This window comes from Christiangramia oceanisediminis (assembly GCF_022570735.2).
Lineage (GTDB): Bacteria > Bacteroidota > Bacteroidia > Flavobacteriales > Flavobacteriaceae > Christiangramia > Christiangramia oceanisediminis.
The window spans coordinates 1,097,645-1,122,267 of the sequence record NZ_JANCNS010000002.1; the positions used below are offsets into that span (position 1 = coordinate 1,097,645).

Sequence of the window (24,623 nt, forward strand, 5' to 3'; positions counted from 1 at the left end):
TAGCATAAAAAAGCTTAAGAATAAACTGGCAGTATACCAATTTTGTACTACAAAAATTTGAGCTGTGATTAACCCCTTAACTACCTGTTTATTAATCCGTTTTTAAGGGTTTTCCCTTATAGATTTAATTATTTTCCTACAGAATTCCCACAAATTTGTACGCGAATTAGCTCAAATTCAGGTCTTCGTTTTTAAAAAATCGTGTTGTTTAACGAAGTTTTTTACCGTTATATCTAATAATTCTGATAAATCCTTTTTAAGAATTTTATTGTAATAATTTTACCTCCGGAAAGCACTACAAATAGAGTCACCCCCACGCTTCTATAGGTAATCCCCTCAACATTACCGCTGTGCAATACCCTTAAACATAATATACTGAACTCCCCAAATCAGATATAGCTGACTTTCGTTGAAAGTCCTTAGTTATTGAATTGACATGCCCGAAAGGGATTAAAAAAATTGATAATTCTAAACATTATTAATATGATTTGGAAAACTACTACTAGTAAAATTTCGGAAAAATTGAATTTTGGAGTGAGGCTCGCTTCGAGATCTCCGATGTTTGCAATACTTCTGATTTTCCTCCTCTTAGGATCATTGGACCTTAAGGCGCAAACCACCACTGAATGTGACATTATTGAAACGGGCTGCCCGCCAGATGATCTTTACGAGCCATGCGGAAATGTGACGGTAAATGATGTGCTAGGTAACTATATTACCTGGACCGCTCCCGATTACTCACTGGAATGTGGGGATGGTAATACGTACCAGTATCAGATTTCCTTCGATCTTCCTGAAGGCCAGGAAGAATGCTGGGAATTCTATAAGGTTCAGAGAGTTGGAACAGGTTCTGGAGTTCTAAGGCTATGGAATTCTGATGGAAACGCGAGCGGTATAGCTGAAGTAACTACTCCTTCCTTTTATATGGATGATGTGGTTAATGCCTCTATGGATATATTCGCCGAGACCGGCCAGGACTTCAAGGTTGATGTCTTCCTTAAGGATGCTACTGGAGCTACCTCTGGAGTTCTTACCTCTTTCAACGTAAATGGAAACGGCCAGTTAACTGAATATGATTTCAGCATTGACCCTGCAGGTTTCACTAATTCCGACGGAAAAGTATTTCGACTTTATTTCGAGTTCTCGGCTATTAATGGAACCAAACTAAGCAACAAGAACTATATCGAATTCATCACCATAGATGCCGGTTTATTTGGCTCTGCCTGCGCTGCCGAAGCGAATTTTGCGGTAGTTTCTACCCACAGCCCGGGTGACTTTTTCCCCGTTGGAACCACTACGGTTACTTATACAGCCACCTGTAACGGGTGTGCTCCTGTGATCCAGGAGACCTGTTCTTTTGACGTTACCGTTAACCCGGTACCAGAGGCTCCAGTTACCACAAGGACTACTTTGGAAGAATGTGCCCAGGATCCTATCCAAACCTTAAACGCTAATGACGGACTAGCCGATCCTACCAACGTGGTTTGGTATGACGCAGCCCAGGAAGGAAATGTTGTTGAATCGCCAATTCTGAATAGTATTGGTAGCGTTACTTACTATGCCGCAAGAGTGATCGATGGTTGTGCAAGTCTTGAAAGAACGGCTGTTACACTTACCTTGAATGAGGTACCAGCGAACCCTGATATCGATTCAACCACCAATACCACCTGTGATCTTAATAATGGTAGTTTTAGCTTTAGCCTTGTAAACGGACTTACTTATACTATTACCGATTCAAATAATAACAATCTTTCTCATTCTAACGGAACAGTTTCAAATCTTGCTGTTGGCACTTACTATGTTACCGCAAGTTCAACCAACTGTACTTCGGAAACTACCGAAGTAGTCATTGAAGCCACTCCTGATACTGAAGATCCTTCTTTAATTGTAGCTTCAGCTATATCACAAAATACCGATGCTGGTGTATGTTCAGCTGTGGTTAGTGTTCCGGATGCTACTTTCAGCGATAATTGTGACGGAAGCAGCCTTTCCTATACATTTAGTGGAGCTACAACCGGTTCCGGAAACGGGCAGGTTGGAAATGCTACTTTTAATAAGGGACTTACCACGATCACTTACACCGTAACCGATGCGGCTGGAAATGAAGTTAGCGCGACAGTAGAAGTAACTATTACAGATAACGAAGATCCAGAGATCACCGCGGCTGCTTCGTTCAGCGAATCGACCGATCCTGGACTTTGTACTGCTGAAGTAAGCGTACCTAACGCTTCTTTTGATGATAACTGTGAAGCCACGCTCACTTATGAATTGAGCGGCGCCACTACTGGTTCAGGAAACGGACAGGTTGGAAGCGTACAGCTTAACAAAGGTGTTACCACTATAACTTATACAGTTTCAGATGAAGCCGGGAACACTGCCCAGGCAAGTCTTGATGTGACGGTTAATGATAATGAAGATCCTACCATAAATCCTTCAGAAAATATAATTCAGGATGCTGATGCCGGAAGCTGTACCGCTTCGGTTATGGTTCCTGATGCCAGTTTTGACGATAACTGTCCTGACGCAACCATCTCTTACGAATTTAGTGGTGCTACTTCTGGTTCAGGAAACGGACAGGTTGGTACAAAAACCTTCAATTTAGGTACTACCACCATTCAGTATACCGTGATCGACGAGGCTGGAAACACAACTACTGCCAGCCTTGATGTTACTATCAACGACGAAGAAGCTCCTGAAATCACTGTAGGTTCCGATATTACTGAAACTACCGATGAGGGACTTTGTTCTGCTGCTATCGCTATCCCTGATGCCAGTTTTGATGATAATTGTTCAGGCAGCAGCCTAGCTTACACCTTTACCGGAGCAACTACCGGTTCTGGAAACGGCCAGGTTGGTACTGCCTCATTTAATAAGGGTACTACACAAATTAATTATACAGTTACCGATGCTGCCGGCAATACTGCTACTGCTAGTATAACTGTTACTGTAAGTGACGATGAAGCTCCAGTTGTAGAAAGCATGGGCGACATCGATGTGGAAACCGATGCCGGTGTTTGTGGCGCGGTTGTTAACTTCGGAATGATTGGAGCTACCGATAATTGCGGGGTTTCTTCAGTAGAAGTGATCGAAGGCCTGCCTTCTGGTTCTGTTTTCCCTGTAGGCACCACTACCGTGACCTGGGAAGTAACCGATGAAGCTGGTAATTCTACCACTACTTCTTTCACTGTAACAGTTACTGATAATGAAGCTCCTGTGATCACCTGTCCTGGCGGAAGAAATGTTCCAACTATGGAAGGTGAGGATTACGCGATCGTGAACTTTGACGATGCCGTTGCATCCGATAATTGTGATGTTAGCGTGACTCAAACAAAAGGAGCCCCATCTGGTTCTCAATTTAGCCTTGGTACTCACGAGATCGAATTCACGGCTACCGATGAAAATGGAAATACTTCTGTATGTAGTTTTACCATTAATGTAACCGACAGCGAAGCTCCGGTTATCAATTGTCCTTCAGACATCACCATGAATTCTGATAATGGACTATGCGGGGCCATCGTAACTTTCGATACTCCTGAAGCCACCGATAATTCCGGAAATGTCACCGTAACTCAAACAGCAGGATTGCCTTCAGGATCTGAATTCCCTGTGGGTACTACCCTTATTACTTTTGAGGCTTCCGATGAAGACGGAAATTCTGTTAGCTGTAGCTTTAACGTAAGAGTGACCGACAATGAAGCGCCGGTGATCAACTGTCCGGACGACATCACTTTAGGTTCTGAAGAAGGAAGCTGTTCAGCATCCCTTGCAAATATTGAACTTGGAATGGCTACAGCAACCGATAACTGTGATGGTGAGATCACTATCACCAATAACGCACCTTCGGTATTTCCTTTAGGTGAAACCATTGTTACCTGGACTGCCAGGGACGAAGCTGGAAATACTACCCAATGCGAGCAAACAGTAACCATCGAAGACAGGGAAGCTCCTAGTATTACGAATTGTGCTCCTGATCGAACTATTTCAGCCGATGCCGGAATATGTTCAGCTTCTGAAGTGGATCTTGGAACTGTAACCGCAACCGATAACTGCAGCGGCGAATTAACGATCACTAACGATGCGCCTGAGGTATTCGAATTAGGGGAAACTATCGTAACCTGGACCGTTACCGACCTTGCCGGAAACTTCTCGACCTGTACTCAGACAATCATTGTGGAGGATACGGAAGATCCGGTGATCACAAGCTGCCCAGCAACTGTTACTGTTTCTTCAGATGAAGGTCTTTGTTCAGCATCTAATGTTGATCTTGGTAACCTGGAAGCTACTGATAATTGCGACACCAATCTTGAAATAACCAATAACGCACCTTCAGTTTTTGAACTGGGTGAAACCATAGTTACCTGGACCGTTACCGATGAGTCTGGTAATGAAACCACCTGTACTCAAACCGTGATCGTTGAAGATAACGAAGCTCCGGTTGTAGAGAACATGGAAAATATTGAAGTAAATAATGATGCCGGTGAATGCGGTGCCGTTGTAAACTTTAACATGATAGGCGCTACCGATAACTGCGAGATCGAATCGGTACGAGTGATCGAAGGATTTGAATCTGGAGCCATGTTCCCTGTAGGAACTACACAAGTTACCTGGGAGGTAACCGATGCTTCTGGAAATTCTACTACCGCTTCTTTCAACGTGACCGTGAACGATACCGAAGCTCCAATGATAACTACCTGTCCGGCTGATCTTACGATCGACGCCGATGCGGGAATGTGTACAGCTTCAGAAGTCAACCTTGGAAGCCTTGTCGCCAGCGATAACTGCAGCGGTGACCTAACGATCACTAATGATGCTCCAGAGGTATTCAATGCAGGTGAAACTGTAGTTACCTGGACTGTTACCGATGTTGCCGGAAACTCTTCAACCTGTACTCAAACAGTGAATGTTCTGGACAATGAAGCTCCGGTTATCACCTCCTGCCCTGCTACTGTAACGGTTTCTTCAGATGAAGGACTATGTTCAGCTTCAGGAGTAGATCTTGGTGAACTTACCGTGACCGACAATTGTAATGCTGATCTTGAAATCAGCAATAACGCGCCTTCAGTTTTTGAACTTGGAGAAACTATCGTTACCTGGACGGTGACCGATGACGCAGGAAATGAAACTACCTGTACTCAAACTGTGATCGTTGAAGATACCGAAGCTCCTGTGGTTGAAACTATGGGTGATATCGAAATGACAACCGATGCCGGTGAATGTGGAGCTGTTGTAAACTTTAACATGATCGGCGCTACCGATAATTGCGAGATCGCAAGTGTAGAGGTGATCGAAGGCTTTGAATCCGGATCTCTTTTCCCTATTGGAACTACTGAAGTTACCTGGGAAGTGACCGATGCTTCAGGAAATACTACCACTACTTCTTTCACTGTGACTGTGATCGATGATGAAACGCCTGTTCTTAGCTGTCCTGGTGATATGACCGTGGCTACCGAAGAAGGTGAAAGCTATGCCATCGTGACTTTCGATCCAGCCAGCGTAACAGATAATTGTAACGCGACTGTTGAGCAAACCAAAGGTCCTGCCTCTGGTTCTCAATTTGCGATAGGTGAATACGAAATTGAATTCACAGCTACCGATGATAGTGGAAATACTTCGGTATGTACATTTAGCATAACAGTAACCGATGGAGAACCACCGGTGATCAGCTGTCCTGCTGATATCAATATGGATTCTGACGAAGGTCTTTGCGGTGCAGTTGTAAACTTTGAACTGCCTGTAGCTTCTGATAATTCAGGAGAGGTGACCCTGGTTCAAACCGGAGGACCTGCAAGCGGTGAAGTATTCCCTGTAGGAACCACTACTGTTACTTTTACAGCGACAGATGCTGATAATAATTCGGTTAGCTGTTCATTCGATGTTACTGTAAATGATGCTGAAGCACCAGCGATAAGCTGTCCAGCTGATATCACTATTGGATCTGAAACCGATATGTGTTCAGCTTCACTTGAAAATATCGAGCTTGGAATGGCTACCGCTACCGATAATTATGACGAAGAAATAACTATTACCAACAATGCTCCTGAAGTATTCCCATTAGGAACTACGGAAGTGGTTTGGACCGCGACCGATGCTGCCGGAAATTCTTCAAGCTGTACTCAACTGGTAACTGTTGAAGATAACCAGGCACCGGTAATCACCGAATGTGCTGCTCCTGTTAGCGTTTCTGCTGATGCAGGAATTTGTTCAGCTGCTGAAGTTAATCTTGGTTCACTGATGGCTACCGATAATTGTGATACTCAGCTTAGCATCACCAATAATGCTCCGGAAGTATTTGAATTGGGTGAAACCATCGTAACCTGGACTGTTGAAGATAATGCAGGAAATACTACTACCTGTACTCAAACAGTAACAGTAACCGATGATGAGGCACCAGTGATCACCGAATGTCCAGCTTCAGTTACTGTAGCTGCCGATGCAGGACTTTGTTCAGCTTCTGAAGTTGATCTTGGAATGTTAACCGCTTCTGATAATTGTGATTCTGAAGTTAATATTACTAACGACGCTCCTGAAGTTTTCGAACTTGGAGACACCGTTGTAACCTGGACAGTAACAGACGAAGCTGGAAATAGCAGCAGCTGTACACAAACAGTTACCGTGATAGATGACCAGGCTCCTATAGTTGAGGAAATGGATGACATCAGCGTTGATACTGATCCTGGAAGCTGTGGTGTCATAGTAGAATTTGGAATGATAGGCGCAGATGATAATTGTGAACTGACTTCAGTAGAAGTAACCGAAGGTTTGACCTCTGGATCTGAATTCCCTGTGGGAACCACTACCGTTACCTGGACTGCGACCGATGCTTCAGGAAACACTACTACTTCAAGCTTCACCGTAACTGTAACAGATACCGAAGCTCCTGTAGTAAGCTGTCCTGAAGGTCTTACCGTGAGCACGATGGAAGGAGAAGATTACGCGATCGTTGATTTCGCCCCGGCTACAGCCACTGATAACTGTGAAGTTAGCGTTGAGCAAACTGCCGGTCCGGTTTCAGGATCCCAGTTCCCGCTTGGAACTACCACAGTCACTTTCACCGCTACTGATGCCGCTGGAAATACTACCGAATGTAGTTTCAGCATTACCGTTGAAGATACTGAAGCTCCTAACCTAAGCTGTCCAGATGATATGGAAATGGGCGTGGATGCCGGAGTATGTGGTGCAGTTGTGGAATTTGAAATGCCAGCTGTAAGCGATAATTCAGGAAACGTTGAATTGGTTCAAACTGGAGGACCTGCCAGTGGAGAAGAATTCCCTGTAGGAACTACTACCGTATCCTTTACTGCTACCGATGAAGCTGGAAATACCGCCACCTGTAGCTTTACCGTAACCATAAACGATGATGAAGCTCCTGAGATCGAGCAAAAAGATGATATAACCGTTAATACCGATGCAGGAAGTTGCGGCGCTGTAGTAGATTACACCGCTCCGGTAGCCAGTGATAATTGTGGAATTGAAAGTCTTGTACTTACCGACGGATTGAATTCAGGTTCTGAATTCCCTATCGGTGAAACCATGATCACCTATGTTGCTACCGACAGCAATGGAAATACTGCTACTTCAAGCTTTACCGTAACCGTGGTAGATAATGAGGCACCAGCCATTGAGTGTCCTGAAAACATAGACCTGATAGTAGAAATAGGTACAACCTCTGCCATTGTTGAGTATGACGCTGTAATTACAAGTGATAATTGCGAAGGAACCACGGTAGAACTAATCGAAGGATTTGCTTCTGGTGAAGAGTTCCCGCTAGGCAGCACTACTGTAACTTACAGGGTAACCGATGCAGCAGGAAACACGGCAGAATGTTCGTTCATAGTTAACATAGCAGAAGAGAATCTTCCAAATCCGCCTGCAGCTCCCGTAGCCAACATTAGCGTTGAGGCAACCTGTGCAGATCCGTTTGGAACGATCACAGTAGATACTCAGGAAGGTCTTACCTACAGTATAGACGGTGAGAACTACCAGGAAAGCGGAGTATTTGACATGCTTGAGCCTGGAACTTACGAAGTGACCGCCAGAGATGAATTCGGGCAGGTATCTGGCGTAACCGTGATCACTATTGATGAGCCGGTTGCCCAAGAGATCAACGTAGCTCCCGATCCTAATTTGTGTGTTACCAATGGAGTTTTTGATCTGTTCGATCTATTACAGGGAGAAGTTGATGAATCAGGAACCTGGGAGGACACCGATAATACCGGAGCTCTGGACAGTGGATTCATCGATACCGAAGAAATGGAACTGGGCACTTATATCTTCACCTATGTAATTGAAGGTACCTGTCCATCAACCACAGAGGTTCTGGTAACCATTAATGATGACTGTGTGGTATTACCATGTACGCTTAACGATATAAGAGAAAGTATTTCCAAGGCAGTTACTCCTAACGGAGACAACAGGAACGACTTCTTTGAAGTAGACCTGGATACCGATTGCGGATTTACTTATGACCTTAAAATATTCAACCGTTGGGGCGCGAAGGTATTCGAAGCTCAGAACTACCAGAACAACTGGGATGGTTATTCTGAAAGCTCATTTACCAGCTCTAACCAGTTGCCGTCTGGAACCTACTACTATGTACTTGAAATACGCAACAGCGAATTCGAGCCAATACAAGGATATATCTACTTAGGAACAAAATAAAAAAGGGAAACCATGAAAAAAGTATATTTAATCATATTGATTTTATTTGTTGCAGCCCCAGGATTTTCGCAACAGCTCCCTCAATTCACGCAGTATATGTATAATACGATCTCTATTAACCCTGCCTATGCAGGTAGCAGAGATGGATTTTCGATTGTTGGTCTTCACAGAAGTCAGTGGGCCGATTTTGAAGGAGCTCCCACAACCCAAACCCTCTCGGTTCATTCTCCGCTGAGTAATGACAAGGTGGGATTAGGATTGTCTATTATTAATGATAATGCGGGTTATGAAAATTACACTTATGCATACGGTGATTTCTCCTACAGGCTGGATCTTAGCGAAGATGTGACCTTAAGGCTGGGATTAAAAGCCGGTATGAGTTATTATAATCTTGAAGATGAACTGTTCACTGAGCCAGATGTTCTGAATGACCCATTTTTTCAGGACCAGTTAAATCGGTGGACTCCAAATTTCGGGCTAGGTTTTTATTTGTCGTCCCAGAACTGGTATATAGGAGGTTCTGCTCCTAAACTAATCAACAATGACAATAATGAGTTTAGTGAATATTTGGCTCTGGAACAGGTTCATTATTATTTAACAGGGGGATATGTTTTCGATCTAAGCGAAAACGTAAAATTAAGACCCACTACCCTGCTTAAAGCTACCAATGGAGCTCCGCTTTCGGTAGATATTTCGGCAACCACCATATTCAATGAGAAATTCTACCTGGGAGCCAATTATCGAATCGATGATGCCATAGGCGGATTCGTGGATATTCAGCTTTTTGATGGTTTTCGTGCCGGTTATGCCTATGAATACCCAATTTCAGATATAAGACCTTATACTTCAGGTTCCCACGAGATCCTGTTGATCTATGAATTCAGATTTAAAAAGACCAGGTACAAATCACCCCGTTTCTTCTAATCTAAAGCCTGTTTATTATGAAAAACTACTACTTTTTACTCCTGATACTTTTCTCCTGCTCGCTTAGCCTGCAGGCGCAGAAATCTAAACAAAAAAAGGCAGATAGGCTATTTGATGAATTCGCCTACCTGGAAGCGACCGATGTCTATAAAGAACTCATCGAGAACGATTACAATGTGACCTATAACAGCAAAAAACTGGGTGATGCCTATATGATGCTGAGAAGTCCGGAAAATGCCGTTTTCTATTATGGCGACGTGATACAGGATACCACATTGTCTCCTGAATATTATTATAAATATGCGCAGGCCTTAAGAGGAACCAAGCGTTACGACGAATCAAGGCAGTGGCTGCAGAAATATCTTGAACAGGGAAGAAGATCTAACGAGATCGAAGAAATGATCGAAAAAAAGGAATTTGATGTAAAGGCTACCTACAAGGTTCAGCCATCTGAATTCAATTCGGCGGTTAGTGATTTCGGGGTTTTTGAAAAGGACGGAAAGGTCTACTTCGTTTCGGCAAGAGCTGAGGATACTGATGTCAAGAACAAGACCTATAGCTGGAACGGGGAGCCATTCCTTGATATTTATGTCTTGGACAGGGCTTCCGGGACCGTATCCCCTATCCCAGGAGAGATCAATACGAAACTCCATGATGGGCCGGCAGTTATAAGCCCCGATGGAAATACCATTTATTTCACGCGTAATAACTACCTGAACAATAAAGAAGGTAAGAGAGATGATAACAAGACCAATCACCTCAAACTGTATTCAGCTACAAAGAACGGTGATCTATGGACCGATGTTAAGGAACTGACCTTCAATAATAATGAATATTCGGTTGGTCATCCTACAGTATCTCCAGACGGAAAAACATTGTACTTTACTTCAGATATGCCGGGAGGTATGGGAGGAACAGATATTTATAAGGTTTCCATCGACGAATCCGGAAATTTTGGAACTGCCGAAAACATGGGAGAACCGGTGAATACCGAATTCGATGAAAGTTTCCCTTTTATGGATACCGATGGTACGCTTTATTTTTCTTCTAACGGGCATGCAGGCCTTGGTTTATTCGACATTTTTAAACTGGAAGATGGAAAAGTTGAGAATCTTGGAGAGCCGGTAAACAGCAATATGGACGATTTTGCCTATTTCCAGGTTAGCGATTCCAGAGAAGGTTATATTTCCTCGAACCGTGAAGGCGGAAGTGATAATATCTATGTTTTTAATAAACTGAATCCATTAGTGCTTCAGGGCCAGGTTACCGATGCGGTTAACGGAAATCCTATTCCACAGGCTACCGTTAGACTGATGAACGGAGATGGTGAGGAGATCGCCTTTCTTGAAACCGATTCAGATGGAAATTACCAGACCGAAGTAAACAGGGACACCAGCTTTCCTATAGAGGCCAAGGAGATCGAATACGAAACATTCAACGGCCAGGTGAATACGAATAATACCGATGACCAGGACGTACTGGAATACGATATTCAGTTAAATCCGGTAAAAGATGTGGAGTACCTTGCAGAGATCAACAATATTTACTTCGATTTCGACAAGGCTACTATTAGACCAGATGCTGCTAAAGAATTGGACAAACTTGTTGACCTGATGCTAAACGAATATCCAGACCTGGTGATCGAAATAGGATCGCATACCGACCGTCGCGGCTCTGAAGCCTATAATGAGAAACTGGCCGAAAGAAGGGCTAAATCGACCTTTGATTACCTCGTATCAAAAGGAGTGGATGCTGAACGTATTCATGAATACAAAGGTTATGGCGAGACCAAACCGGCAATCGAATGTGATCGTTGCACAGAAAAAGACCATCAATTGAACAGAAGATCCATGTTCAGCGTGGTCGAGATGGACTAACTAACCTGAAGGAAAGAGGTTTTCTGAATAACTCGGAACCCCTGATTTATCCGAAAATAATCGGAAGTCCGAGATGTTCAGTTGACCTCTTTCTATTTTACAACGAAAAGGATTAATGGTCTCAGCTTACCTAATAAACACATAAAGTCTTAGATATTTAAGATTAATCGACCCCTACAAATCGATTGAAATGAAAAAGGTTCAGCCTCTAGCCTGAACCTTTTTCTATTTTATCTGGTCACATTTTTCAAATTCGATTCAACAGGTATTTATTTCACCATCAATAGTATTAGTAGCTGGCTTACAATTGAGTTTTAGTATTTTTGGCATAATTGATGTATTATTAGTAGTGATTATGGAAAAAATAAATTCGATATATAATTTTTATCACATGAAGAAGATTTTAATGCTGATGGGCTTAATAGGTATTCTCTTTACCTCCTGCGAGAAGGACGAAGAGAACTTTACCGACACGACTTCCGAAAACAATGAGGAAAATACCACCGATATTTCTGAGGAATTAGAGATCGAAGACTTTGTATATAGAGGGCTTAACGAGATTTATTTATACAAGGCAGAGGTTCCGGAACTGGCAGATTCCTATTTCTCCAGTAATTCCGATAAATTCGAATATCTGGATAACTTCTCATCCCCTGAAGAACTGTTTGAGACCCTAATCTATGATCTTGACCGTTTTAGCTTTATAACCGATGATTACGAAACGCTTGAGGAGCAATTCCAGGGAATTAGCGGCAGTACCGGAATAAAATACGGAATTGGCCAGATTAGTGGTACCAGTAATATTTTTGGATATATACAATATGTATTACCCGGAACTTCTGCTGAAGAAGCCGGACTCAAACGCGGTAATATTTTTACAGAGGTTAATGGGCAGAAATTGACCACGGCTAATTTCCAGAACCTTATTAATTCCAATACGATAACGATCAATGTAGGAGAGGTTCAGGACGGGACCATAATACTGTCAGACAGAACAGTCACCCTTACTGATGATCCCTATACAGCTAACCCGGTGTATATTTCAAAAGTCCTGAATATCGAAAATCGGAAAATAGGTTACCTGATGTATAATAGTTTTATCGGTGACTTTGACGATGAACTTAACGCAGCTTTTGCACAACTGAAAGCTGAAGGTATCGATGACCTGGTACTGGACCTAAGGTATAATGGGGGCGGATCGGTAGTATCGGCCATAGATCTGGCAAGTATGATCACCGGTCAGTTTGAAGGAGAGGTATTTATGAAGGAAATGTGGAACGAGGAATACCAGGCATATTTCGAAGAAAATGATCCTGAAAGGATCGTCAACAGGTTCGACTCAACTATAAGAACCGGTGAAGCTACCAATAGTCTTAATTTGAATAAATTATATGTACTAACCACTGCGGCAACGGCATCGGCCAGTGAGCTGGTGATCAACGGCCTGGATCCATATATAGATGTCGTACAGATAGGTACAAATACCACCGGGAAATTCCAGGCATCTGTAACACTTTATGATAGTCCGGATTTTTCAAAAGAAGGCAGGGATGAAGACCATACCTACGCTATGCAACCTCTGGTCTTTAAATCGATTAATTCGGCCGGAAGAACAGATTATATAGACGGCCTTGATCCAGATATCTCCTATACCGAAGATCTTGGAAATATGGGAGTTTTAGGTGACCCCGAAGAGCCATTATTACAGGCAGCAATTCACAATATACTGGGAAGGGCTCCTTTAAAACAGTCCCAGGCAGCCTATAAATACAATCGATTGGGAGAGTCAGGTATGAATGAACCTGGATATCAAAAAATGTTTATAGAAGACCTCCCCCCAATACTTGACCCGAATAGCTAGTTAATAAATTAGCTTTATAATGACAGACCCCGCTCTTACTGCGGGGTCTGTTTTTTATAGTCTTTAAATAAAAAAAGGGCCAGCCTCTAGCCTGAACCCTTTTTTTCGATTTGGGGGGAAAACAAAACTTGCGGTTATTTCTTTATAAATATGTTGGTAAAATAATTTCTTCCATCTGCATCCTTTCTAACCGAAATACCAAAATGGGTGTGATTGGATTCGATGTTCTCACGATGACTTTTGCTCTTTAGCCAGGCCTTTACAACAGCATCAGCTGAATAATATCCAAAAGCAACATTTTCGCTTACGCTCTTCGCTCCTACTTTATTCATCAATTTAGAAGCCCTTTGTGAAAAATTGTCGTGGCTTACAGTTCCTTCTTCGATCATGTATTCATTGTGTCCTTCAGATTCGATGGAAATTTCGGCCATTGGCTTTAACTCCTCAAGGCCTATTGCTTTCCTGTAAATATTAAGGTCTTCTATGATCTCTACTTCGATAGGCGAATATTCATATTCAGCCTTTTCGGTTACTACCTGGTTATAGGCTGTCACATCATCTTCCAGGCTATCCTTTGAACAGGATGTAAGTAACATCGCACAAAAAATAAGTGTAAGGCTAGTTGTTAAAACTCTTTTCATCGGTTAGAATGTTAGATTCAAGGAAGATAAATGTACATTTTTTATCGACTAAAGACACAACAAACCAAACAAAAGCTTAATATTTTATAAAATTTAACATATTTTGTAGGAATTTACGTTAAATACGCTATTCAGATATCGATTAACGGCTGGATATGTAGAATAAGTTGAAAGTGCTATTCAACGATTATTTCAGCACCATCATCTGCCAGGTCAACATTCGGAAAGATGGTTTCTGCTTCCTGGCGAAATAAATTTATATCGGTATAGCGAGTAGAATAATGCCCCAGGATAAGTTTTTTTACACTGGCAAGTTTAGCGATCGTTGCCGCCTGTTTAGCTGTTGAATGCTTGGTTGGAAAAGCCAGATCCATTTCAGATTCAAGGAAAGTAGATTCGTGATACAATGCGTTCACATGCTTGATCTGGGGAACAATATCCGGATCAAAGACCGTGTCACTGCAAAACGCATAGCTTTTAGGAGGAGGTGGATCAGCTGTTACTAAATGGTTTTCAATGAGCTCCCCATCCTCTGAAACCACATCTTTCCCCTTTTTAAGGCTGTTATACAGGCTTACATCTATATTATATTTCACAGCCTCATTGATAAGCAATTTGCGCTCCCCCGGTTTTTCCTGGAATAAGAAACCATTGGTGTAAATACGATGCTTCAGCGGAATGGTTTTCACCATCACAGCGGAATCCTCAAAAAGAAGCTGGGGCTCCTTGGAATTGAGCTCATGAAATAGAAGTGGAAAATTGGTCCAGGAATTTGCCAGTTTTAATTGAAGGGTGATGATCTCCTTAATTCCCTTCGGCCCGTAAACATGAAGTTCCTTTTCACGGTTCAAAAGCCTGAAGGTGGAGATAAGACCTACGAGACCGTAAAAATGATCACCATGCAGGTGTGAAATAAAGATATGCCTGATCTTGGAAAATTTAATTTTGTTCCTTCTAAGCTGCATCTGGGTTCCCTCTCCGCAGTCTATAAGAAACAAATGATTCTTAACTTCCAGTACCTGCGAGGTAGGATTGGTAAAGCTACGGGGCGTGGCAGCATAACAACCAAGAATGGTCAATTTCATTAATGGTGATTTTGGCAAAAAGGAAGTATTATTGAATTAAAATCCAAGATCACGCTGGATTTCGTCCATTTGTATCATATCCTCTGCTTCCTGCAGGGTTGGTACAACTATAAGTTCATCAGGAAGTTCATCGATGCTAATAGCATCGTTCACGATCACAAAACTTCGGTTGAGGTTCCTGTGGAAATTAGACACCTCCAGAAAACCTAAAATATGTTCTTTCTGAATTCCATGGTGTTTCCTGAGATCTACTACGACGTTACTGTCTTTCAGAAGATCATGATTCCGTGTTATTTCAGAGGTGAAATCGGTTAGGGATTCGGCTTCATCCTCGACTAACAAAAATTTTTCCTTTTCGATCGTTTTCATGTTTTTCTCTTCTGAATTTCTGCTTAAAGTTAACAAAAACAGTTCGCTCTGAAAAGCAAGTCCCTACTGCTGGATTTTGGCAGCCAGCAAATAGATAACCGCCATTCTTACCGCGACACCATTCTGAACCTGGTCCAGGATAATAGCGTGATCTGAATCGGCCACATCACTGGTGATCTCCACTCCCCTGTTTATAGGACCAGGATGCATGATCACAATTTCCTTTTTAAGGCTCTCCAGCAATGGCAGGTTTAGTCCAAATTGTTTTACGTATTCCCGTGTACTTGGGAAATAACTTATATCCATTCGTTCGTTCTGAACCCGAAGCATATTTGCCACATCACACCATTCCAGTGCAGCCTTTAAATTGGTTTCCACACCTACTCCAAGGGATTCGATATGCTTAGGGATCAGAGTTTTTGGTCCGCAAACCTTTACCTCTGCCCCCTGTAATTTCAGGGCGAAAATGTTCGAAAGAGCAACCCTGCTATGAAGTATGTCTCCCACGATCACTACTTTTTTGCCGGCAACTTCACCAAGTCGTTCCCGAATGGAATAGGAATCCAGCAAGGCCTGGGTTGGGTGTTCATGCGCTCCGTCTCCTGCATTCACGATACTGGCATTCACATGTTTGGAAAGAAAAATTCCGGCACCGGGATTTGGATGGCGCATCACCACCATATCCACTTTCATCGAAAGGATATTATTTACCGTATCGATGAGGGTTTCACCTTTTTTTACTGAACTGGATGCCGCAGAAAAATTGATGACATCAGCACTTAATCTTTTTTCGGCCAGCTCAAAGGAAAGCCTCGTCCTGGTACTGTTTTCGAAAAAAAGGTTGGCTATGGTAATATCCCTGAGCGAAGGAACCTTTTTGATGGGACGATTAATAACTTCCTTAAAATGATCGGCAGTTTTGAAAATAAGTTCGATATCCTCCTTCTTAAGGTATTTGATCCCCAGTAAGTGTTTCACACTTAATTCACTGCTCATTTTCCTGTTATTTTGAAATTAAATAAACTGCATCCTCACCATCATTCTCCTTCCAGCTTACCTTCACCTTTTCTTCGTTGATCGCATCAACCTGCCGGCCATTATAATCGGGCTGAATTGGCAAATGCCTGCTAAACCTCCTGTCTATCAGGCTCAGCAATTCAATTTCTCTTGGTCTACCAAAAGACTGGATCGCCGTTAGTGCCGCCCGAATGCTTCGGCCAGTATAGAGCACGTCGTCTATAAATACAACGCGTTTATCCTCAACAATGAAATCGATCTTTGTTTTATTGGCTTCCAGCGGTTTTTCTCCCCTTCTGAAATCATCCCGGTAAAAGGTAATATCTAACTGGCCTGTTTTAAGCCCGGTCAAACCGTATTCCTCCTTGAGGATCTTTTCGATCCTTCTCGCCACAAAGGTACCTCTGGGCTGTATTCCAATTATAACGGTATCTGTGAAATCGGTATGATTTTCTACTAACTGACACGCCAACCTATGGAGAATAATATTGATCTGGTTCGAGTCTAGCAGTACTTTCCGGCTCATAAGACGTATTGTGGATTGCAACAAAAGTAAGGTTTTTTTTGAATTCAATACCGACTAATTCCCAATCAAAACCCCAAGTTCTGGTTATGGTATTTAAAATGTGTATTTTTAGTATACTATTGAAGATACTATGTTTACAAGTAATGAAATTAGATGGTTTAGCAAGGAGATCAGTCAGCCGGTGATTCAGTGGTTCAATGAACATTCTTATCATTTCGACCAAACCGAATCCAGAACCGATTTCTATTTACCGGTCTTCAACGAACGGGGAATTGGTATAAAGCTTCGGGAAGGCAACGCGGAGGTCAAGCATCGAACCGGAAAGCCTGAATTAACCGAATTGATTCCAGGGGTAAAAGGTTATATGGAATCTTACATAAAATGGAGCTTCTCTCTTTCTGAAGAAGATTCTTTAAGCCATAAAATCATCCATGAAAACCAGCACGACTGGATGGAGATCAAAAAGACCCGCATGGGATTCGTGCTAACCGAAAAAGATTCTGAAATATGCCGAATTGAACTTGATGAATTTACCGATTTTGGCTGCCAGGTGGAATACACCAGGGTCGAAACCGAACAGCAAACCTGGTATACTTTTGGTCTGGAATGGTTTGGAGACAGACAGGTAAACCTGCCTCCTGCATTTTTAAAGGAAATCCTCCAGGATTGCAATTATCCCGAAGAAAGATCGATGGGTTATGCCGATTTTATTCTGAAATTAGATGCTTCAAATAACTTCTGAATTTTAAAATCTTTCAGAATCAAAGCTCGATTTGAAGATTATTGGTAAGGAAATTAATGATCTCCCTTACCACTACCTGGGTGTCTTTAGATTTAATGTCACTCCCAATAAAATGAGTGCCGGGCGTTTCCAGGGGTTTTAGAACATTCGTAGAATCTGGTGTGGAAAGAAGCTCATGTACATCCCGGAAAAAATCTACTTCTACATGCTGATCTTCTTCAATAAAGTTCTTATGATAATAAAGAGTTAGAACGGGACAGGTAACCTCCTTAAACACAGCCGGGAGCATAGTGCTTTCAACCAAAAGCTGCAGATCTACCAGGGCTCTTGAAGGATAGATGGTATCCCAGTATTTACGGGCAATATCCTGTTCATGATCTATCTTCTTGTTTTCTCCAAACGAAACAATATTGGCTATATCATAACCCCATGGTGAATTCAGGATAAAGGTACCGGGCTGATCATCTTCAAAGTTAGGAGATAGATTAATTAAGGCGTATACCTTTTCAGGATAGGAGGCTGCCAGTTTGGTGGCTAGTGTTCCCCCGGTTGAAGTGCTCAGGATGATCGTTTTTTCTCCAATTCTGTTTCCAATAGCAAGAGCCTCCCTGGCCGATTCCCAGGCGTTTTCAGGAGAAAAGTTATCTAATGAATGTGGAGGTTTGAGACCGTGTCCCGCCCATCGCGAAAGATACAGGTTAGCTTTTAATGTATCGGCAATGATCTGGTTAACCGGGTAACCGTCCATATAACTTCCGGCAAATCCATGCAGATATACTATGCTGTATTCTGTCTTTTCCCGGTTAGAATCGTACCATTTTATTCGTGCCTGGTTGTCTTCCCGAACCGGAAGTTCCTTTTCTTTTTGGACTATAAAATTATCCAGCTGTTGAAAGTCTGAAGGCAATTCTGGTAAATCATACGAATAGACCGGCTCCTGCGGTACAGGTCCAGAAACATATCCAATAATCAGAATTAATAGTATCAGCCCTGGGATCCAAACGGATTTTTTCATTTTTCTATATCAGGTTATTGCAAGTATAGGAGTTATATTTTCTTTATATGTCAAGCTTTCCTTAAATATAAGAGAAGGTTTCAACTCAGATGGAATTTAGACCTTTACAGGAAATTACGAATTATTAAAATTTTCATATTGCCAACCTACCTGGCAACTCATGGTAAGGCAATAACCGGTCTAAAAATTTCCTGAAATTTGTTCAACTGAAGATAAATTCAAAAGCGGTGGCCGATTTATTACGCGAATACCAGAAGGATCGTTAGTTCTAGTATAAAACATAAGTACAGAAGACAGGCCTGATGAGCTCCTCTTTTCACGAATCCGTGCAAAGTCAGGTAAAGATTTGATTATTTTAAATTTCGCCTTCAATACCCCAGCATCTAAAAATTCACTTTTCATTCGAAAATTTTATACTACACAGTAACAAATACTTTAATTAAACGTCAATATTAGAAAACAATCATTTAGAATATGAAAAAATTAATTCTTGTATTGGTAGTAAGTCTTCTTGGCTTTAACCTAAAGGCCGAAGAAAAACGCATAATCACCTCAGACGGGGTGGAATTATATGTAAAAGTGGAAGGTAAGGGTAAGCCCTGCCTGTATCTTCACGGAGGACCTGGCTCTGGTAGTTACTGGTTCGAGAAATTCGTGGGCGATTTCATGGAGGAGAACTTCACCATGATCTATCTCGATCAACGAGGCGTTGGAAGATCTGGAAGCCCTGAGAATGGTGATTTCAGCATGGAAAGAATGACCCTGGATTTTGAAGAAGTTCGAAAAGCCTTAGGCTATGACCACTGGCTTACTATTGCCCATTCTTTTGGAGGAATTTTGCAAATGGGATATGCCGAAAATTTCCCGGATGCCCAGGAGGGAATGATGATGATCAATAATACCATTTATCTTAATGATAGTTTTTGTAAAAGCTGGGCTCCAAAAGCATCTGAATTTCTTGGGACTGAATATATTGGATGTGAGAATGACAGCCTTCCAGTGATGGAGCGAATGAATGAGCTGGGCAATCAAATGAGGGAAAGGGATATTTTCTATAAAATGGCTTATGCAAGCAAGGAAAAAGAAGCTGTTATGAATGCAACATGGGCTGAAGTTGAGAACTGGAATTATGATTTCGGCAATTCTGCCCTCTCCTACGATGCCTATTGGAAAGATTATTCCGTTTTAAGCAAAACCATTACTGTTCCTGTATTGTTCTTTTATGGAAGAACCGATTATATGGTAGGGCCAGAACATTATAAACTGGTACAATTTCCTAATATGATGCTATGGGGAAGCGATGTGGGGCATGTTCCATTCCTGGAAAATACCGAGGATCTTAAGAAAGCAATTCTTGCTTACAGAGAAAAATTTAGCTTTAGCAGTTAAATAGGGAAATTAATAGAATAAAAAAACCTCCTTAGTTGCCTAAGGAGGTTTTTGATTTATAAATGTTCAGGAATTAATTCTTTCCTTCCATTTTATCCTTCAGTGCCTGAAGATCGGCATTCACATCACCAATAGTTGTTTTCTCCTGGTTTTGCGCAGCGGCTTTCTTAGCAGCCTGCTTAACGATCTTCTGCTCTTCTTCTTTGTGAATTGCAGTATGAGAAGCTACCACTCTCTTGAATTCTTTGTTGAATTCAATAATCTGGAATTCAGCCTTCTCACCTTTCTTCAGTTTGTTACCGTCTTCTTTCTCAAGGTGTCTCTGCGGAACGAATGCCGTGATATCCTCGTTAAAGTCGATAGTAGCTCCTTTGTCTACGATCTCAGCGATCTCAGCAGTGTGGGTAGTTCCTACACCGTAATCCTCTTCGTACTTATCCCAAGGATTATCTTCGATTTGCTTGTGACCAAGACTAAGTTTTCTTCCTTCTACATCCAGTTCAAGAACTACAACCTCAAGCTTGTCACCTACGTTACAGAACTCAGATGGGTGCTTGATCTTCTTAGTCCAGGAAAGATCAGAAATGTAGATCAATCCGTCGATTCCTTCTTCTAGCTCTACGAATACACCAAAGTTGGTGAAGTTACGTACGATACCAGTGTGCTTAGAACCAACAGGGTATTTAGAAGTAATATCGGTCCATGGATCTGGAGTCAATTGCTTGATACCAAGAGACATTTTTCTGTCTTCTCTATCCAGGGTAAGGATCTGAGCTTCTACCTCATCACCAACGTTTACGAAGTCCTGAGCAGATCTCAAGTGAGTGCTCCAGCTCATTTCAGAAACGTGGATAAGACCTTCAACACCTTCAGCAACTTCGATAAATGCACCGTAATCTGCGATCACAACTACTTTACCTTTTACTTTGTCACCAACTTTCAGGTTCTCATCAAGAGCATCCCATGGGTGCTGGCTAAGCTGCTTAAGACCTAGCTGAATTCTAGACTTAGACTCATCGAAGTCAAGAATTACAACGTTCAGTTTTTGATCAAGTTCAACGATCTCATTTGGATGGTTGATTCTAGACCAGCTAAGATCGGTGATGTGAACAAGTCCGTCAACACCTCCAAGGTCAACGAATACACCGTAAGAAGTGATGTTCTTAACAGTACCTTCAAGTACCTGACCTTTTTCAAGCTGCCCGATGATCTCTTTCTTCTGCTCTTCGATATCTGCTTCGATAAGCGCTTTGTGAGATACAACAACGTTCTTGAATTCGTGGTTGATCTTCACCACTTTGAATTCCATGTTCTTACCAACGTAGGCATCGTAATCACGAATTGGCTTCACATCGATCTGAGATCCTGGAAGGAACGCCTCGATACCAAATACGTCTACGATCATACCACCTTTAGTACGACATTTGATGAATCCGTTCACAACAAGGCTCTCATCGTGAGCTTTGTTTACACGCTCCCATGCCTTGATCACTCTCGCCTTACGGTGAGAAAGGATCAACTGCCCGGTAGCATCTTCACGAACATCGATCAATACCTCAACGTCGTCTCCAACCTTAAGGTCTGGGTTGTAACGAAATTCGTTAAGAGAAATAACTCCTTCACTCTTAGCATTTATATCGATAATTGCATCACGATCGGTGATATTGATCACTTTTCCTGTTACAACTTCATCATCTAAAGTGTCTACGAAATTTTCTTCAACCAGCTTTTCAAATTCTTCCAGCTTGTCATCGTCGATAGGATCGATTCCTTCTTCGTAGTTGTGCCAGTTGAATTCTTTAAGGAATTTCTCAGGATTTACCTGTTGTTTTTCAACTTCAGGTTGAGACTCGGTAGCCATTCCAGCTACGTCCTGCACCTCAAGATCCTGCTCTGTGTTTTTGTTTTCTTCAGCCATTACTGACTATAAAATTTGTATTCTGAACTTCCCCGGAAATCATTTCAGCAAAAAAAGAAATTTCAGAAGTTGTTTATAATTTTGATTATCAACCCTTTTTGGATCCCCGGTCTTCTGCCAAAAAGGAGTGCAAAAATACACAACTAAATAAAAAAGCACAACTAATATTCCAATTAATTATGCCCTTTCAAATTTAAATTCAACCGCTTAAGAATTCACCTCTTCGATCTTATCTTTAGCGATCTTTAAAATCTTTTCGAACTGTTCTTCCAAGTCCATTTCAGAATTATCGAATTCTATCGCATCCTCGGCCCTAACCAGCGGACTATCTTTACGAGTTGAATCCATATAATCGCGCTCTTTCACATTTTTTTCTACCTCCTCATATTCAACATCTTCTCCCCTGGCCTTTAATTCTTCATAACGCCGTTGTGCACGCTTTTCGGTAGACGCGGTCATAAAAATTTTAAGTTCTGCATCGGGAAAAACAACGGTCCCAATATCACGACCGTCCATCACCACTCCTTTTTCCTTCCCCATTTCCTGTTGTTGTTCCACCAGTTTTCTTCTAACGTCTGGAATTGCAGAAACTCGGCTCACATGTTTAGAAACCTCCATATAACGTATCTCCTCTTCAACATTTTCAGTCTCCATGTACATATCTGCATTACCCGTAGTTTCATTTAATTTGAATTCCAGGTCTACAAATGGGAGGTGTCTTAATATGGCTTCTTCGTTAAAGTTATTTTCAGAAACAAACATTTTGCGCATCATGTACAGGGTTACCGCCCGGTACATGGCGCCAGTATCTACGTAAATATAGCCCAGTTCCTTCGCCAGTCTTTTGGCCACCGTGCTTTTCCCGGTAGAGGAATGCCCGTCTATCGCGATCGTAATCTTTTTTCCCATCAAGTAAAATTTAAGTGCCGCAAAGTTAAAAATTATAAACGGCCCGTTCAGGGAATTGGCATTTATCCTTAAATTAGTTCAAAATGAATCGCAAACTACTCATATTCCTGGTTTTATCTTTAGTTGCAATTGGAACCTACTTCAGCTACCCAAAACTAAAAAAGCGATTCTTTCCATATAGCCATATTGAGGAAGGAGTTCTACTGAAGCCGGAAGAAAAGCTGGTTGCGATCTATGAGCCTGCAACCAGAAGCTTCACGAAAAGTCCTGAAATGAGACATGTAGCGATCAATTTTAAAGACGGGAACTGGGAAACCGATTTCACCCAACTCGAAAAATTAAACGAGAACCAGGTCGTACTGAGCATTAAACAGTGGCAACTGGGGGTACTGGATGAGATCAAAAAAGGCAAACACGATTCAGTATTAAAAGACCTGGTCCAGCAGATAGATCAGCTGAATATCGAACAAATCTATCTTCGGTGGTTACCCAACATGGAGCTTTCCGGTACCAATCCGTGGGGAAATCGTGGAGAGGACTATAATATGGTCTTTGAGAAAATTCATGATTTGTTGATCACCCATGGGCCAAGGATCAACCTGATGTGGAGCCCGGCCGGAGAAAAAGGGCTCATGGAATACTTTCCCGGAAATCTGCACCAGGCAGCAGGGTTTTCACTTTCGGCAGATTCCCGCCTGTTTAATATGAGGTTTAACAGTAAGCCGCTTTTTATATTTTCTGAATCTGAAGTAACCGATCTTTCTGCCCTGGAAGAACGATGCCGGGCGGTCGACTTTAGTGTCTCCCAGGATCTTTTTATCGACAAAACCAGGAACTGGAATGAAGATCTTTTGCTTGGCGTATACGACCCAAACCTCGATCATGTTGACAAGGCGTACGTGGAGATCGAGCATGTCTTTACCGATTTTGAAGAAATTGAAAACGGGATTCTTCTACAAAAACTGACTGATATTAAACAGCGGAACAATATCCCGTTTATCACCATGGAACCTTATGATCCTTCCGATAAAACTAACAGAAAAGTTCTTACTAAGATCCTAGAAGGAAAGTTTGATTCTCAGCAGGAACAATTATTCCAGATACTGGATGAGCTCGGTTCCCAGGTTTATTTGAGGTTCGCACATGAAATGGAAATACCTATCACCAGGTATCCGTGGCAGAGTCAGCCACCAGAATTATATAATGAAAGTTTTCGCTATTTCATGAAACCTGCCCTGAACAGGGATTACCTTAAAAAGATATGGGGTCCAGCGGGCGACAAAGGCGGAGTGAACTTTTGGCCAGGAGCCAGTTATGTGGATTACATTAGTTTAGCGATCTATGGCCTGCCCGATAAGGATCTAACCGATCCGGAAGTTCAGGAAAGCTTCGGAAAGATCTATAACCGAAAGGACAGGCGCCTCCGTTTCCTTCCAAAACCCTATATCATCGCCGAGTTTGGTGTAATGGGCAAAACCGATTTTCAGAATAAATGGTTAGATGAGGCAGCTCAAACAATAGCTTCGGAAAAACGAATTCATGCCGCGATTTATTTCAACAGGCAGGATGTTCCCAAGGCCTGGGGTGATATTGAACCGCCAGACTGGACCATTTCCTCGGAAAGTTTTGACCAGTTCGTTTCGGCATTAAGCAAAAAAAAGCACGAGCCATAGACCCGTGCTTATTGATTTT

The 24,623-nt window shown here is 42.1% G+C and carries 16 protein-coding genes; 7 read left to right on the forward strand and 9 right to left on the reverse strand.

The features are described 5' to 3' along the window. Positions 1-558: 558 nt before the first annotated feature. The 4 genes from MKO06_RS12450 to MKO06_RS12465 all read left to right on the forward strand — a co-directional run bounded on the left by MKO06_RS12450 (position 559) and on the right by MKO06_RS12465 (position 13,320). The gene (locus tag MKO06_RS12450; protein WP_256946183.1) at positions 559-8,658 is read left to right on the forward strand and encodes an HYR domain-containing protein; all 8,100 of its coding nucleotides are present in this window, start codon (positions 559-561) and stop codon (positions 8,656-8,658) included. 12 nt (positions 8,659-8,670) lie between these two features. Next, entirely contained in the window at positions 8,671-9,582 is a 912-nt protein-coding gene (locus tag MKO06_RS12455) for a PorP/SprF family type IX secretion system membrane protein (protein ID WP_241551474.1), read from the forward strand. A gap of 17 nt (positions 9,583-9,599) precedes the next feature. After that, positions 9,600-11,459 carry an OmpA family protein gene (locus tag MKO06_RS12460; protein ID WP_241551475.1) on the forward strand — a complete coding sequence of 620 codons (1,860 nt, stop codon included), beginning with the start codon at positions 9,600-9,602 and terminating at the stop codon, positions 11,457-11,459. A gap of 391 nt (positions 11,460-11,850) precedes the next feature. After that, entirely contained in the window at positions 11,851-13,320 is a 1,470-nt protein-coding gene (locus MKO06_RS12465) for a S41 family peptidase (protein WP_241551476.1), read from the forward strand. Positions 13,321-13,454: 134 nt separating this feature from the next. Here the strand turns inward: MKO06_RS12465 and MKO06_RS12470 are convergent, their stop codons facing one another. From MKO06_RS12470 to pyrR, 5 genes are all read right to left on the reverse strand, one after another. Beyond that, positions 13,455-13,961 (reverse strand): CAP domain-containing protein, encoded by a 507-nt coding sequence (locus tag MKO06_RS12470; RefSeq protein WP_241551477.1) that lies wholly within the window; start codon positions 13,959-13,961, stop codon positions 13,455-13,457. Between the two features lie 176 nt (positions 13,962-14,137). Further along, entirely contained in the window at positions 14,138-15,046 is a 909-nt protein-coding gene (locus MKO06_RS12475; protein WP_241551478.1) for a ribonuclease Z, read from the reverse strand. Positions 15,047-15,082: 36 nt separating this feature from the next. Beyond that, positions 15,083-15,415 (reverse strand): ribonuclease Z, encoded by a 333-nt coding sequence (locus MKO06_RS12480; RefSeq protein WP_241551479.1) that lies wholly within the window; start codon positions 15,413-15,415, stop codon positions 15,083-15,085. A gap of 63 nt (positions 15,416-15,478) precedes the next feature. Next, entirely contained in the window at positions 15,479-16,411 is a 933-nt protein-coding gene (locus tag MKO06_RS12485; protein ID WP_241551480.1) for an aspartate carbamoyltransferase catalytic subunit, read from the reverse strand. Positions 16,412-16,418: 7 nt separating this feature from the next. Beyond that, positions 16,419-16,958, reverse strand: a complete 540-nt coding sequence (gene pyrR / locus MKO06_RS12490) for a bifunctional pyr operon transcriptional regulator/uracil phosphoribosyltransferase PyrR (protein ID WP_241551481.1) — start codon at positions 16,956-16,958, stop codon at positions 16,419-16,421. 130 nt (positions 16,959-17,088) lie between these two features. Here pyrR and MKO06_RS12495 point away from each other — a divergent pair, with 130 nt between their 5' ends. After that, on the forward strand, positions 17,089-17,700 hold the full coding sequence (locus MKO06_RS12495) for a hypothetical protein (RefSeq protein ID WP_241551482.1): 612 nt from the start codon (positions 17,089-17,091) through the stop codon (positions 17,698-17,700). Positions 17,701-17,719: 19 nt separating this feature from the next. Here the strand turns inward: MKO06_RS12495 and MKO06_RS12500 are convergent, their stop codons facing one another. Together MKO06_RS12500 and MKO06_RS12505 are read right to left on the reverse strand one after the other, a co-directional pair. Next, positions 17,720-18,715, reverse strand: coding sequence for an alpha/beta hydrolase (locus MKO06_RS12500; RefSeq protein WP_241551483.1), 996 nt, complete (start codon positions 18,713-18,715; stop codon positions 17,720-17,722). Between the two features lie 180 nt (positions 18,716-18,895). Next, positions 18,896-19,117 carry a hypothetical protein gene (locus MKO06_RS12505; RefSeq protein WP_241551484.1) on the reverse strand — a complete coding sequence of 74 codons (222 nt, stop codon included), beginning with the start codon at positions 19,115-19,117 and terminating at the stop codon, positions 18,896-18,898. A 72-nt stretch (positions 19,118-19,189) separates the two neighbouring features. Here MKO06_RS12505 and MKO06_RS12510 point away from each other — a divergent pair, with 72 nt between their 5' ends. After that, positions 19,190-20,104, forward strand: a complete 915-nt coding sequence (locus MKO06_RS12510; RefSeq protein WP_241551485.1) for an alpha/beta fold hydrolase — start codon at positions 19,190-19,192, stop codon at positions 20,102-20,104. Between the two features lie 73 nt (positions 20,105-20,177). Here the strand turns inward: MKO06_RS12510 and rpsA are convergent, their stop codons facing one another. Next, the gene (rpsA, locus tag MKO06_RS12515) at positions 20,178-22,022 is read right to left on the reverse strand and encodes a 30S ribosomal protein S1 (RefSeq protein WP_241551486.1); all 1,845 of its coding nucleotides are present in this window, start codon (positions 22,020-22,022) and stop codon (positions 20,178-20,180) included. A 207-nt stretch (positions 22,023-22,229) separates the two neighbouring features. Beyond that, complete coding sequence (gene cmk, locus MKO06_RS12520; RefSeq protein ID WP_241551487.1) at positions 22,230-22,931, reverse strand: (d)CMP kinase; 702 nt, start codon at positions 22,929-22,931, stop codon at positions 22,230-22,232. Between the two features lie 83 nt (positions 22,932-23,014). Between cmk and MKO06_RS12525 the strand changes: the two genes are divergently transcribed. Further along, entirely contained in the window at positions 23,015-24,604 is a 1,590-nt protein-coding gene (locus MKO06_RS12525) for a glycoside hydrolase family 26 protein (protein ID WP_241551488.1), read from the forward strand. Positions 24,605-24,623: the final 19 nt, after the last annotated feature.

Coding starts and splice junctions, on each gene's coding strand:
- MKO06_RS12510 (WP_241551485.1), top strand. CDS start 19,190: ATGAAAAAATTAATTCTTGTATTGGTAGTAAGTCTTCTTGGCTTTAAC.
- MKO06_RS12475 (WP_241551478.1), bottom strand. CDS start 15,046: ATGAAATTGACCATTCTTGGTTGTTATGCTGCCACGCCCCGTAGCTTT.
- cmk (WP_241551487.1), bottom strand. CDS start 22,931: ATGGGAAAAAAGATTACGATCGCGATAGACGGGCATTCCTCTACCGGG.
- MKO06_RS12455 (WP_241551474.1), top strand. CDS start 8,671: ATGAAAAAAGTATATTTAATCATATTGATTTTATTTGTTGCAGCCCCA.
- MKO06_RS12480 (WP_241551479.1), bottom strand. CDS start 15,415: ATGAAAACGATCGAAAAGGAAAAATTTTTGTTAGTCGAGGATGAAGCC.
- rpsA (WP_241551486.1), bottom strand. CDS start 22,022: ATGGCTGAAGAAAACAAAAACACAGAGCAGGATCTTGAGGTGCAGGAC.
- pyrR (WP_241551481.1), bottom strand. CDS start 16,958: ATGAGCCGGAAAGTACTGCTAGACTCGAACCAGATCAATATTATTCTC.
- MKO06_RS12450 (WP_256946183.1), top strand. CDS start 559: ATGTTTGCAATACTTCTGATTTTCCTCCTCTTAGGATCATTGGACCTT.
- MKO06_RS12465 (WP_241551476.1), top strand. CDS start 11,851: ATGAAGAAGATTTTAATGCTGATGGGCTTAATAGGTATTCTCTTTACC.
- MKO06_RS12460 (WP_241551475.1), top strand. CDS start 9,600: ATGAAAAACTACTACTTTTTACTCCTGATACTTTTCTCCTGCTCGCTT.
- MKO06_RS12525 (WP_241551488.1), top strand. CDS start 23,015: ATGAATCGCAAACTACTCATATTCCTGGTTTTATCTTTAGTTGCAATT.
- MKO06_RS12500 (WP_241551483.1), bottom strand. CDS start 18,715: ATGAAAAAATCCGTTTGGATCCCAGGGCTGATACTATTAATTCTGATT.
- MKO06_RS12495 (WP_241551482.1), top strand. CDS start 17,089: ATGTTTACAAGTAATGAAATTAGATGGTTTAGCAAGGAGATCAGTCAG.
- MKO06_RS12470 (WP_241551477.1), bottom strand. CDS start 13,961: ATGAAAAGAGTTTTAACAACTAGCCTTACACTTATTTTTTGTGCGATG.
- MKO06_RS12505 (WP_241551484.1), bottom strand. CDS start 19,117: ATGAAAAGTGAATTTTTAGATGCTGGGGTATTGAAGGCGAAATTTAAA.
- MKO06_RS12485 (WP_241551480.1), bottom strand. CDS start 16,411: ATGAGCAGTGAATTAAGTGTGAAACACTTACTGGGGATCAAATACCTT.